This is a genomic window from Bacillus kwashiorkori (assembly GCF_001375515.1).
Classification (GTDB): domain Bacteria; phylum Bacillota; class Bacilli; order Bacillales; family Caldibacillaceae; genus Bacillus_BK; species Bacillus_BK kwashiorkori.
This window is the reverse complement of sequence record NZ_CTDX01000002.1, coordinates 39,966-52,473: the sequence shown is the minus strand read 5'-3', so window position 1 is coordinate 52,473 and position 12,508 is coordinate 39,966. Positions and strand designations below refer to the sequence as shown.

9 protein-coding genes are annotated in these 12,508 nt (G+C 35.8%); 2 read left to right on the top strand and 7 right to left on the bottom strand.

What is annotated here, in order from left to right; all coding sequences use genetic code 11:
* Nucleotides 1-255: 255 nt before the first annotated feature.
* Nucleotides 256-3,306 (bottom strand): type I restriction endonuclease subunit R, encoded by a 3,051-nt coding sequence (locus BN1242_RS00690; RefSeq protein WP_062350000.1) that lies wholly within the window; start codon nt 3,304-3,306, stop codon nt 256-258.
* A 232-nt stretch (nt 3,307-3,538) separates the two neighbouring features.
* Here BN1242_RS00690 and BN1242_RS00685 point away from each other — a divergent pair, with 232 nt between their 5' ends.
* Nucleotides 3,539-4,711, top strand: a complete 1,173-nt coding sequence (locus tag BN1242_RS00685) for a restriction endonuclease subunit S (protein WP_071435382.1) — start codon at nt 3,539-3,541, stop codon at nt 4,709-4,711.
* Nucleotides 4,712-4,801: 90 nt separating this feature from the next.
* Nucleotides 4,802-5,731, top strand: a complete 930-nt coding sequence (locus BN1242_RS00680; protein ID WP_062349997.1) for a site-specific integrase — start codon at nt 4,802-4,804, stop codon at nt 5,729-5,731.
* Between the two features lie 30 nt (nt 5,732-5,761).
* On the opposite strand, the gene BN1242_RS00675 is transcribed toward BN1242_RS00680, so the two are convergent.
* The 6 genes from BN1242_RS00675 to BN1242_RS00655 all read right to left on the bottom strand — a co-directional run bounded on the left by BN1242_RS00675 (nt 5,762) and on the right by BN1242_RS00655 (nt 12,502).
* Nucleotides 5,762-6,889: a restriction endonuclease subunit S gene (locus tag BN1242_RS00675; RefSeq protein WP_062349995.1), complete on the bottom strand. Its 1,128-nt coding sequence runs from the start codon at nt 6,887-6,889 to the stop codon at nt 5,762-5,764.
* Entirely contained in the window at nt 6,886-8,475 is a 1,590-nt protein-coding gene (locus BN1242_RS00670) for a type I restriction-modification system subunit M (protein WP_062349993.1), read from the bottom strand. The genes BN1242_RS00675 and BN1242_RS00670 overlap by 4 nt, the downstream gene beginning before the upstream one ends.
* Nucleotides 8,476-8,892: 417 nt before the next feature.
* Nucleotides 8,893-9,798 carry a M23 family metallopeptidase gene (locus BN1242_RS00665; protein ID WP_062349991.1) on the bottom strand — a complete coding sequence of 302 codons (906 nt, stop codon included), beginning with the start codon at nt 9,796-9,798 and terminating at the stop codon, nt 8,893-8,895.
* Between the two features lie 604 nt (nt 9,799-10,402).
* The gene (locus tag BN1242_RS13740; RefSeq protein ID WP_238985051.1) at nt 10,403-10,525 is read right to left on the bottom strand and encodes a DUF6254 family protein; all 123 of its coding nucleotides are present in this window, start codon (nt 10,523-10,525) and stop codon (nt 10,403-10,405) included.
* Nucleotides 10,526-10,563: 38 nt separating this feature from the next.
* Nucleotides 10,564-10,734 (bottom strand): hypothetical protein, encoded by a 171-nt coding sequence (locus BN1242_RS13670; RefSeq protein WP_203226018.1) that lies wholly within the window; start codon nt 10,732-10,734, stop codon nt 10,564-10,566.
* A 301-nt stretch (nt 10,735-11,035) separates the two neighbouring features.
* Nucleotides 11,036-12,502, bottom strand: a complete 1,467-nt coding sequence (locus BN1242_RS00655; protein ID WP_062349987.1) for a gluconokinase — start codon at nt 12,500-12,502, stop codon at nt 11,036-11,038.
* Nucleotides 12,503-12,508: the final 6 nt, after the last annotated feature.

Here is a 12,508-nt window from a genome sequence, read left to right as displayed (position 1 = left end):
AACCAGGCTCTTCTTTAAATGGATATTTGAATGGAAGACACTTGCTAAAAACGCACTAGGAAGAATTGTTTGTTGCTTATTGAAATATAAGTAAATGATTTTGCTGAAAATTTGGACGTATATAGTTCGTGATATTAATAGACACCCGAAATAAAAAATAAACGCACCTCTTCACAGGTGTTTTTTACGCTGATTATTTAGCACTAAAAAGAGAAAATAGCCTTGAGAAGCAATCAAGGCTATAAAAAGAGGAAATTAACGCTTTTGTAACGGTAAAATTTCATTTGACATCATTTTCTCAAAGTCCTGTTTAACGGTCTTCCAATAAGATAACCGTTTGACTGGATTTTCAGTATTGACTTTATAAGATTCGTAGTTACTTGTGCGTTTTAGTTCGGATTCACCATTTTGTTTGTCCAATGACGGATTGTAATTGGCAACCATAAATGATAATTCTTCTTCTTTCACGTACCATTTTTTTGAAAAATCATCAATCAACTTATACGTCGTTTTCTGAATCATTTCTTCTAACAGAACCGATACATTTTGGTCCCGGTATGCTTCTGGGTCCTTCTGGATATTGTCCCATAATTCTTTCATCAATTGGGCTAATTTCGGATTATTTTTCGCTAATTCATCTAAGTAATGTTCGACTTCTTTCACCACTTTTTCGTCTTGTTCCCGAATTAATTCCATTTCGTCATTTCCTGATGGAACAAAGGACTGAATCAGCATTAAAATATATTCATAGTTGATTTCTTCGGTTTTAATAGATTCTAATTCATATTCTATATCAATTTCTACCTCATCTTCAGAATCACCGGGTTCCCCTTTCAACTCTTCAATCACATTAACATACTTTCCATAGTAATCTTCCATCTCGCCTATAGTGATTGGAAAAACATTACCAAGCTGATTTTCATCATATTCGCTATACACTTGTATGGATGAATAAGATTTATTCAACTTTTGGAATGCCTTCGCAAATTTTTTCTTTTGAACGAGTGTTAATCCTTCGACAATTGCAGGTGTTTCTGCTGTCTTTCTTAACGCACGAATTGAGTCTAAAAAATCTTGCTTAGCTTCATTCCAATCAGGTGCTAATACGGCATTTTCACCGCCGTTGGAATATAATACTAATGCTTCCTTTACTTTTTTTTCAAAGGTTTTCGGTGTTTGGAATGTTACAATTTGCCCATACTTTTTCAATTTATCAAACAGACGATTTGTCCGAGAAAAAGCCTGTATTAAATCATGCGGTTTCATCGGCGGACGGTCAATAAACAGCGTTGAAACACAAGGTGCATCAAATCCTGTTAACAAACGGTCAACTACAATTACTAAATCCAACTGTTCGGAGCGGGACAAATATTTCTCCTTTTTCCTTGCTAGGCGGTCATTGACGTTCCGATTATAGGCTCTAATCGTGTCTAGCGTATAATTCGTTCCATATTCTTCGTTGTAATCACGTAACGATTCTTTCATTTTTTCCTGGTTCATGATGGACGCTTCTTCATTTTCAGAAATCGAATATGTAATGGCCATTTTTGGGAAATCAGGTAACACTCGTTTTGTTCGTTCATCAATTTGTACACTAGATTTCCCGGCCTTAACTTGTTTGAATAAGTCGTAGTACCGCTGTGCCTGTGCAATCGATGAAGTTGTTAAGATGGCAGCGTATGTTTGACCTGCTCCTTTTTGAAATCCAAGTTTTGTTCTTGACTCATTGACAATTGATTTAATGACTTCAAGCATATGCCGTTCATCTTCATACACACCTTTAGGCAAATGAGCTTCTTTTTCCTCCAGTGATAAGTCATCTAAATCTTTTGCTTTGGCTACATGTTTTAAAATATCATCAATCATTTCTTCTGAGAGAGTACTCTTATACTCAACCTGAAAACCTAATACTGCCTCATCATGTATCGCTTCTTTAACCGTGTATTCATGCAAACGTCTTCCGTATTGTTCCTCGGTTGTCCGTGGTAAATTACCTACAACCTGCTTAGCATTCTCTCCAAAAATCGGTGTCCCAGTAAAACCATACCACAAGGAATGAACAAAAAATTGCTCAATTTCTTGTTTCTTTTGCGGTGAAACAGCCCTGTGACATTCATCGACGATAAAGGCAACCTTCAATTTTTTAAGTTTAAGTGCCTTCTTTGAGTCTTCCTTATCATTAAACCGTTTCATCACATAATTAAGCTTTTGAATGGTCGTGATAATAACCGTCCGTTCATCAGATAATAGCTTTTTAATTAAATCATTTACGTTATCTGTTTCATCAATTTCAATGACATCATGTTCAGCATATGATTCAAAGGAAGTGGTGGTTTGCTGGTCCAAATCCACCCGGTCAACAATAAAAATCGTCTTTTGAATGGAAGGTATTTGTAATAAATTACGAGCAACTTTGTACGATGTCAACGTCTTTCCTGATCCTGTCGTATGCCATATATATCCTGACTCTTGTCGTTTTGAAGCTTCTCTAACCGCTTCAATCGCATGGATTTGATAAGGACGTAATAGAATTAACGCCTTTTTGTCCTTATCTATAACCGTATATTGTGTAACCATCTTATGAGCTTGAGGAATGGATAAGACATCACGGGCAAATTCTAAGTAGTCATTGACCGGCCGATTGTTTTTATCAACCCATTTCGTTAGAAACTTTTCGTTTAATTTTGTATCAAGTGCACTAGCAATATATCGGGTATCGGTGCCATTTGACACAACAAACATTTGTAATGTCGAATATATTCCCGTAAATTTGCCTTCTTTTAGATACTTCTTAATTTGTCGGAACGCGTCCATGTAAGGATGTCTGCGATTCTTTAACTCAATATGAATCATGGGTAGTCCGTTTATGAGTAGTGTCACATCAAAGCGGCGATTACGATCTTCCGTATTCTTCTTGTCGCTTTCAAATTGGTTAACGACTTCGTAAGAGGACATGCCGCCAGCCACATCAGCTCGATTAATAACTTTTAAGCGAATCGTACCCAATGTGGCATCTTCTCGTTGTACTTGTACTTTTGCAATTCCATTTTCACCAGCTAGCCATTTCGCCGCTTCATAGAAACTGGAAAAATTCAGCTGGTTTTTCACTTGCTGAAATTCTTGTTCTGTTAGAGGAACATCATTCAAAACATCTTTGTTGTTGCTTTCTAATTTCAATCGAAAATTTTGCCACAGCTCAGCTTCTGTGTGCAAATCATCCCGATACTTCCATTGGGATTCTCCATTAATTAATTGCTTAATTAAATTGTTTTCTAGTTCCGCTTCTGAGCTAAATTTTTTTGACATATATTCACCTCATTCTTATACAAGCTCTAACCGGTGCTTCAATATCTAGGTAAACAATTATGGCGAATAATTCCCGCTATTTTTAATTAAAACATAGAATGTTAAAATGCTACTTTCGAAATTTAAAGCCATACGAAGGTACGGAATACTTACCGAATTAACACACCTCCGTTTCATTATCTTCAGTATATCACGATAGACTGTTAGAATTAAGGTTCTTTTTAGCCAACTAATGTTTAATGGATTTTATACCATTTCACGAATGTGTATAGATTGGGAACAGCGTAAGTTGGGGGATATGGGAGATACATTTACAGGGTTATCAGGCAAAACAAAAGAGGATTTCGGACATGGTGCTGCTGAGTTTGTAACTTACATGAATGTATTTAGTAATCCTATTTCTGACACATCAATGACAGAAAATGTTGAGATTGATTCAAAACAAAATGAATTAAAGTATGGTGATGTGTTATTTACTACATCTTCGGAGACACCTCAAGAAGTAGGAATGTCTTCTGTATGGTTAAGTAGTAAACCAAATGTGTACCTAAATAGTTTTTGCTTTGGATATAGACCTAAAGTTAAAATTAATTATTTATTTTTTGCTTACTTACTCAGGTCACATACTGTACGTGAGCAAATGATGTTATTAGCTCAAGGTATATCACGCTATAACATTTCAAAAAACAAAGTAATGAAAATAACAGTAGGATTACCTAATATGCAGGAGCAAGAAAAGATCGGAAACTTTTTTAAACAACTAGATAATACCATCGCTCTTTATCAGCAGAAACTAAAAAAATTGAAAGAAATGAAATCGGCCTTTTTAAGTGAAATATTCAACCAAAACATACGTTTTTTAGGCTTTTCAAACGAATGGAGACAGTATAAATTTTCCGAAATAGTAAATAGGGTTTCTAAGCAGACGAATGATGCCAATCTTCCGATAGTCGAATATGAAGATATTGTTTCTTGTGAAGGAAGATTAAATAAAGATGTCACTCAAAAATTTGATGATAGAAAGGGTGTGATTTTTGAACCTAATTTTATTTTATTTGGTAAACTGCGTCCGTACTTAAAAAATTGGCTTCTTGTTAATTTTAAAGGGAAAGCAGTAGGTGATTTTTGGGTTTTTGAATCAAAAAATTCAATTCCAACTTTTAACTATTACCTGATTCAAACAGGTAAATTTCAGTTAGTAGCTAATCTCTCTACCGGTACAAAAATGCCACGTTCAGATTGGAAAACTGTATCTGAAACAGTTTACCAAGTTCCTTCGATTGAAGAACAATCTAGAATTGGGCATCTTTTCAAACAACTCGACTACATTATTTACCTTCAAGAAAAAAAGGTAAATAAACTTATTGAACTTAAAAAAGCCTATTTACAAAAAATGTTTATTTGACACGTATAAATATTTTGAATCGTCCTTTAAACTCCCGATAATTAACTTGATGAGGTCTTTCATCAAAATATTATTAGGAGGTTTTTTAAAATGAAAAAGGGGAAAAAGCAGTCGGTCCTGTTTCATGACTATTTTAAAGAATGGATAGAATTATACAAAGTGGGAGCTGTTAGATCAGTGACACTCCAAAAGTATTGGATTAATCATCAATGGTTACTGGAGTTAGCTCCTTCTTTATCTTTAGACGAGCTGGATAGAAAGACGTACCAGAAACTACTAAATGACTACGCGGTAACACATGAAAGACAAACAACAATGGACTTCCATCATCAAATTAAAGGGGCGATTTTGGATGCTCATGATGAAGGTCTATTATTACATGATCCAACTAGGAAAGTTGTAATTAAAGGGAAACAACCTGCTGCAAAAAAGATAAAATATTTGAATCAATTTGAATTACGTGCATTACTCAATCAACTTTCCTTGACTGAATCAGTGACATGGGATTGGTTAATTCTCTTAATAGCAAAAACTGGAATTCGTTTTTCGGAAGCTTTAGGACTTACACCAGATGACTTTGATTTTTCAAAACAAATCATTACAATTAGTAAAACTTGGAATTACAAAGATCCAAAAGGAGGATTTTCACCTACGAAAAACAGCTCATCAGTTAGAAAGATACAGCTTGATTGGCAAACGAATATACAATTTTCTCAATTAGTATCTGGTAAAGGGCTAGACCAACCTATTTTTGTTCAAGGCCGTGTGTTTAATTCTACGGTAAACCAAAGATTAGCTAACTATTGCCAAAAAGCCAATATCCCTATTATTTCTATCCATGGTTTAAGACATACCCATGCGTCATTATTACTTTATGCAGGTGTCTCCACAGCTAGTGTTGCACGAAGACTTGGACATTCGAATATGACAACAACACAACAAACCTATCTTCATATTATTCAAGAATTAGAAAATCAAGATAATGAGAAAGTAATGAAGCTCTTATCTTCTTTGTATTAGGGAAATAAAAAAGGCGAAATTTCGCCTTTTTTAAATAAACATTTTTTGCAAAAAACCTTGCTTGATTTTATTTAATTTTTCAATTTTGAGTTGATAAAGATCGATTGTCTCATCGAGTTGTTTAAAAAAGGCACCAATTTTGGTTTGCTCTTCTATAAGAGACGGTACATTTATTTTTAGGTTGATGAAATCCTTCTTATTGAGGACTCTATTTCTTCCTGCCCCGCCTGGCGATATTAATTCCATTTTTTTTCGGAAACTTTCTTGAGACACGGTATAACGAATAAAATTATTATCTGATTTATCAATAATAAATGTTGGAAAACGATGTGAAACAAGTAATCCATCATCTGATTTGTTAGCAACAGCTATTGCATGCTCCCAAGCAAAAGTAATATTAACAATCAGATCATTTTCTCTAACCACATACAATTTATCCATTAATACAGTTTTTGGATCATCTACTTTTTGATGAAATGTTCCCTTTGCATGAGAACGAACAGAAATACGTTTATAAGGTCTGTCTGGTTTTGGTACTTCTCGAACTACAGGTGTTACCAGACTATCCAACTTACGCTGTTCCCATTCTTCTGTAAATCCAGTAAAACGTATTTTTTGGTTAAAAATTAAATCAAAGTAAGAACCTTTCATTTTCTGTAATTTTTCAACTTTTTGCTGATAAAGAGCGATGAGGTGGTCTAGTTGGCTGAAAAAATGACCGATTTGGGCTTGTTCATCACACTCAGGAAGCGTCACATGTACGGTATTTATTGTGGATTTAGATAAACTCGGTACACCAGTCGATTCATCCTTCTGTTTCCAATTTACACGTTGGAAAACTAAATGAACAAAATCCAAATCGTATTTTTCTTTTGGAACTGCATAGAATAGTGTATCAACAGTCCAAAATGGTGCCCGTAACAGATATGGCTTATCAATAGTACCTTTTCGACCAATTCCGATTGCGTTATCATAGGATAATGCTTCATTCACACTCAACATATATCCACCAGTACCATACACAGGAATATCCCCGTCAGATAGGTGTTTATAGTCCCGACCTGAATGAACATCAACTACATCCTTTAACTGTCGCTGTTCCCAATCGTCCGTAAACCCTTTAAAACGCACTTCTGGCACGTTTTTTTTCTTGTTCATCGGAAGACCTCCTTTGTTGCTTCAATGAGATCTTTTGTTTTTTCATTGACTTCTAACTCATCAAGTAATGCTAAAAATGCACTCTCTGCTTGTTTAATTTCCTTATTTAAATCAACAAGTTCTTTTCCTAATGAAACCAAATCAATTGGCTCTTCTTCTTCAAACGTATCTACATACCGTGGAATATTTAAGTTGAAATCATTTTCAACAATTTCCTCATACGTAGCGACGTGGGCGTATTTCTCCACATCTTTCCGATCGATATACGTATTAAGTATCTTTTCAATATGTTCGTCTTTTAAGTTGTTTTGATTTTTCCCCTTTTCAAATTCTTTTGACGCATCAATAAATAGCACATCTCGCGTTTGTCGATTTTTCTTTAATACAATCACCGTTGTTGGGATGGACGTATTAAAGAAAATATTCGCTGGTAAACCAATAACCGTATCAATCGCACCGTTTTCAAGCAAAATTTTACGAATCTTTCCTTCTGCATTTCCTCTAAACAACACACCATGCGGAAGAACGATTGCCATTACCCCATCCTCTTTTAAGTGGTAATAACCATGCAAAAGAAAGGCAAAATCAGCTTTGGACTTAGGAGCTAGCACTCCATACATAGAAAAGCGCGGGTCGTCTAAGAAACCTTTTTCCGCTGACCATTTTGCTGAATAAGGAGGATTCATTAAGACTGCGTCAAAATTCGTTGGTTCATCAGTAGGCCAGTCTTGGTCTAGGGTATCTGCATTACTTAAATGCTGGTTTGCCGTGTCGACACCATGTAAAATCATATTCATTCTTGCTAAGTTATAAGTGGATGTATTTAACTCCTGTCCGAAATATGAGATTGTTCCTGGCTCATTTGAGTATTTTTTTACATTTAATAGCAGCGAGCCCGAACCCATTGTAGGGTCATATACTGTAAAACCTTTTTGATTTTCCTTACCATGTAATACAATTTTCGTCATCAGTTTTGAAACTGGTTGTGGGGTATAGAACTCACCCGCCTTTTTTCCTGAGTCTGAAGCGAATTGCCCGATTAAATATTCGTACGCATCGCCTAACACATCGCCTGCATGTCCAGCCACGTCCAGAACTGCTAATTCTTTCATTACTTCTGAAATAGTTTGGTTTTGCTTTTGCGGTGTTGCCCCAAGTTTTTTTGAATATAGATCAACATCTTCAAAAAGATTTTCAAAGATTTCACTTGATTGTTCAATGTTACGGAAGCCCTGTGCCAAATCTTCAAGTTGAAAAGTACCTTTATGTATGTCTTTCACTAGAGATGAAAAAGTTAACCTCGGTTCAAGGGTATAAGAAAAATCATATTGAAGCTCCGCTAATAAATCATCTTTCACTTCTTCATCTTGATAAGCTTCTTCGTAAAGCTTTTGCGCTTCATTTAAATCAGTGGTTGGCTCCTCTAACAGTGATGCTGCATGAATAAGCATCCGATCCGATAAGTATTTGTAAAAGACGAGACCTAATAAATAACTTTTATATTCGTTAGCATCCATTTTTGAACGTAATATATCTGCTGAATTCCATAATGCTTGATACAGACTGATTGATTTATTATCTGCCATATTTCAAAACTCTCCTTCTAAAGATATTCCTTTCTTCATTTTACAATAAAAAACAAAAAAAGTGTTATTTATGTGAAATACCATTAGATAAACAAACTATATCCTATGTGAAGAATCCCTATATTCACCTAAGCATTACCTTTTGTTAGATTTTTTAACTGAGGAGAGTCCTTTGCTAATTTCCCGTTAACTTAAATAGCTAACAAAAAAGCGTTAATCCTTAGATCACAAAAAGCACTCCAATCATAAACTTAACTACCCATTTTTTCATTACTACTTCACCTCATTTTAGTCTCTTAATAACTAAATTGGTTTACTCAAATATTCTGATTCATAAGTAAAAAAGCGACTGCCCTTTATTGAACAATCGCCTCCTTTATTGTACAACCTTTACACCTCACCATTACGAACATCCCATTATTCTGCACTGACAAGACTGTTTCTTTTCAAGAAGCGGTTCTCAAAACGGATAGGCTGACCAATTCCGTCTTTTTCTGCATGAATATGAAGATGTGGCTCGGTTGTATTTCCGGAATTCCCTACTTTCCCAATCGGTTCGTCTGCCTCAACTGAGTCCCCTACATCAACTAACACACTACCCTTTTGCATATGTGCGATATACACAATTGTCGACGTGTTTTTACATTTTAAGGCAATGTAATTTCCAGGTGCATGTTCTTGGTCTGTTTCTGGTGGGACGAGATCTGGATGATTGTTCTCCATTTCCATTACTTCCCCACTACACGGACTATAGAGCGTTTCCCCATAAATCGCATATTTTCCCAATTGCTTCGGATAGAGCCCGTTTGCTCGCATCCCAAGCCTATTCAATTTCACCACATCAATGGCATATTGTTGACTTTCATATTCATTGTGGTAATTGATCAAAGCACTGTTTCCACCATGTGCAACATAATACGTACCATCCTTTAGTGGGAAAGAAAGTTCAATCGCTTCATCTTTTGTAAAAAAACCTTTAATAGAAAAAACGTTATAGAAGCCAAACGCAAAAATGAGAATGGCTGAAATCACTATCGAAAATATTTGTCCTTTATCATACTTCACGTAATTCGGTAGTCTCTTCACTTTTCGCCAAGATAGAAAAATTGCTACTATTAATGGCACGATCCAAAAAAAGCGTATATAGTAACTGAACCAATCCCAACGACCTGAAATAACAAGCCATGAGGTAATGAAAATCGTGCACATCAGGTGCAAAAACCATTCAAATTTCGATTGAAACTTTCCAAACATTAAGTAATAAATAAAAAAGATTGGCAAAATAATATGTGTAATAATTAAACTTACAATTGACCCATCCATATTTTTGACCACCCCAACTTTTATTCTCCACTGATATTACGGTTAGAGGAAAAGAATGTTTCATAAAATTCCAATTTCCTTTATGTATGGACATTTTTTTGTTTAGGAATAAGCGAAGATAAAAATAGCAGTGCCAAAATAGGGAGTGAAACGGCAAGAGTAACATGTGGGGTGTAAAGGAATACGAACGAAAAAAATAAATAACTTAGTTAATGTTGCTTATAAAAATTTGCAAACTACTACATTTTACGGAGAAACAATGGAATCTAAAGTTCGTGTAAGAAAAAGGATGGGGGAAATAAGTTTTACGGAAATACGCAGTCGAAGCAATGGAAGAGCAATGGATACTATATAAATGACAAATAGAATGTCGAAAATGAGTGAAAGTAATTCTCCTCTTTTCACTCAGAATTCAATTCCATACGAAGATATCAGTGCCTGTCCTCCATTCTTACATATAAGAAACCACCTAAATTTTCCCTATCCATTCGTTCGAACAAATTTTTCCAACTTCGAACGATATCGTCTCGCAACAGATGAGTCAGCGTACTTATTAGAAGTTTTTGAAAGGTGGTCTCATTTTTTTCTGGAGGACAGATTTCGTTTATTTACTTTCTTTTCCTGTTTCTTCAGCTAATTGTTCTAGTGATTTTATTTTCCCATGTGGATTGTTCGTATTTTTCCGGGCACGCCACATTCGTTCTTTTGTCTTTTTTGACCAAGTCATGAGTAAACATTCTCCTTTTGAAATGAACTTTATCTAATTTAAGTATTGTTCATACCGAATTTTTTTCTCATTTGTTTCGCTTTTTCTTTATGTGCTTGATTCGCCTTCGCACTGCCAAACTCTGTAGAAAATTCGGAGTCATGTCTATTCGAATCAAAGCCCTGCTTATTTTTTTGTTGGGCATCGTTTTTCTTATGCGCTTTAGCCACAAATATCCCTCCTTCGTATCTTATTATGAGAAATAAGTGAACAAAAATTACTTGCTATTTATAGGGAATAGGATATGAGTGACAAGCTTAACATATTCTCAATGCGCTGAAAAACTTTGACGCCGAATACATGTCCGATTTTACGAGTGGAGTGCATAATGAATAGTTAGCATCGCAATTATTACAGATGAATTCACAAACATATTTACGTGGTGGGTGACAATTAACATCGGAAGAAAGAAATAAAAAACCGGAAAATGGAAGCGTCTTAGCAAGGGAACCGCCACCAATACTGTGACATTCACTCCAGCAACCGTTCCGACAATTTCTTAAAAGCACGAAATACTTCCATATATCTTTCGTGACTTTCCATCTTTGGTAGTATGACTTTTTTGATTGGGGTATGTTGCTTAATATCCATCAGATTGGCGACTTCACCTACGGAATAAAGTGCAAGCCATGCCGCTCCCCATGCTGAGCTTTGATGACTAATTGGAACAACAACTTCTTTATTAAATACATCTGCAAGTATTTGTAACCAAAGTTCCGATTTGGCAAACCCTCCACTGGCAACGATTTTTCTAGCAGGTCCTCGCATTTCTTCTAAAGCTAAACCAATATGATAAATATTGTAAATGATTCCTTCTAAACAAGCCCGAACGAGATGTTCTCTCTTATGACTGATGGACAATCCGTAAAATTCCCCGCTCACTTCCGAATTCCAAAGTGGGGCTCTTTCTCCATTAATAAACGGTAAAAATAATACACCTTCCGCTCCCGGCTGTACGTCCTTCGCCATTTCAATAAAGCTGTCCATACTCTCTTCGTAACTCAAAAAGTCTTTTAGCCACTGCATTACAATAGCCCCGTTATTTGTTGCTCCGCCAATTAAAAACAGTGACTCGTTAAACGGATAGCAAAATGTTTTTTCATCACGATTAATAGACGGAGATGGAGCCATTTGTCTAATGGCCCCACTAGTGCCAATCGTAACGGCCAACTCCCCTTCACCAATGGCACTGGTACCTAAATTAGCCAAATGTCCGTCTGAAGACCCAATAGCAAACTTTGTACTCGGAAGGATGCCAAGCTGATTAGCCACACTTTTATGTAACCCTTCCAAAACCGTAGTAGGGGAAACTGGAGTAGACAACTTCTCTTCAGAAACACCAAGCAAATCTAGCGCCCTTTTATGCCAAGAGAAGGTATGAATATTAAACATTCCGCTTGAAGATGCAATGGAATAGTCCACGATTGAAAGACCGAACCAGCGAGAAAGCAAAAACTCCTTGATAGATAAAAATTTACTCGCTTTTACATATGGTTCATATTTGTTTTCTTTCATCCACAATAATTTGACAAAAGGGGTCATTGGGTGGATGGGAGTTCCAGTTTCTTTATACCACACATTACTTTTGTCCTTCTTCAACAGTTTTGCTTGTTCTGCTGCTCTTCCATCTGCCCATATAATCGCTGGTGACAGTGGATTCCCGTCCATATCCACACAAATAATCGAATGCATCGCGGAAGAAATACCGATAATCTCTAACAAATTCGGATTTAATCTCCCTTTAGTTATTGCATTTCGAATAGCGGTTATTGTTGCGTTTTCAATTTCGAGTGGATCTTGTTCTGCCCATCCTTTTTTTTTCGTTTTTAATCGTAAATTTTCCTCTACTTCGCTTAGTACCTGTCCCTCTTTATTAAATGCCACTGCCTTCACACTAGTCGTTCCTATATCTAATCCAATGACAAACTTATTGCTCATTACGAT

Coding starts and splice junctions, on each gene's coding strand:
- BN1242_RS00690 (WP_062350000.1), bottom strand. CDS start 3,306: ATGTCAAAAAAATTTAGCTCAGAAGCGGAACTAGAAAACAATTTAATT.
- BN1242_RS00685 (WP_071435382.1), top strand. CDS start 3,539: ATGTTTAATGGATTTTATACCATTTCACGAATGTGTATAGATTGGGAA.
- BN1242_RS00680 (WP_062349997.1), top strand. CDS start 4,802: ATGAAAAAGGGGAAAAAGCAGTCGGTCCTGTTTCATGACTATTTTAAA.
- BN1242_RS00675 (WP_062349995.1), bottom strand. CDS start 6,889: ATGAACAAGAAAAAAAACGTGCCAGAAGTGCGTTTTAAAGGGTTTACG.
- BN1242_RS00670 (WP_062349993.1), bottom strand. CDS start 8,475: ATGGCAGATAATAAATCAATCAGTCTGTATCAAGCATTATGGAATTCA.
- BN1242_RS00665 (WP_062349991.1), bottom strand. CDS start 9,798: ATGGATGGGTCAATTGTAAGTTTAATTATTACACATATTATTTTGCCA.
- BN1242_RS13740 (WP_238985051.1), bottom strand. CDS start 10,525: ATGACTTGGTCAAAAAAGACAAAAGAACGAATGTGGCGTGCCCGGAAA.
- BN1242_RS00655 (WP_062349987.1), bottom strand. CDS start 12,502: ATGAGCAATAAGTTTGTCATTGGATTAGATATAGGAACGACTAGTGTG.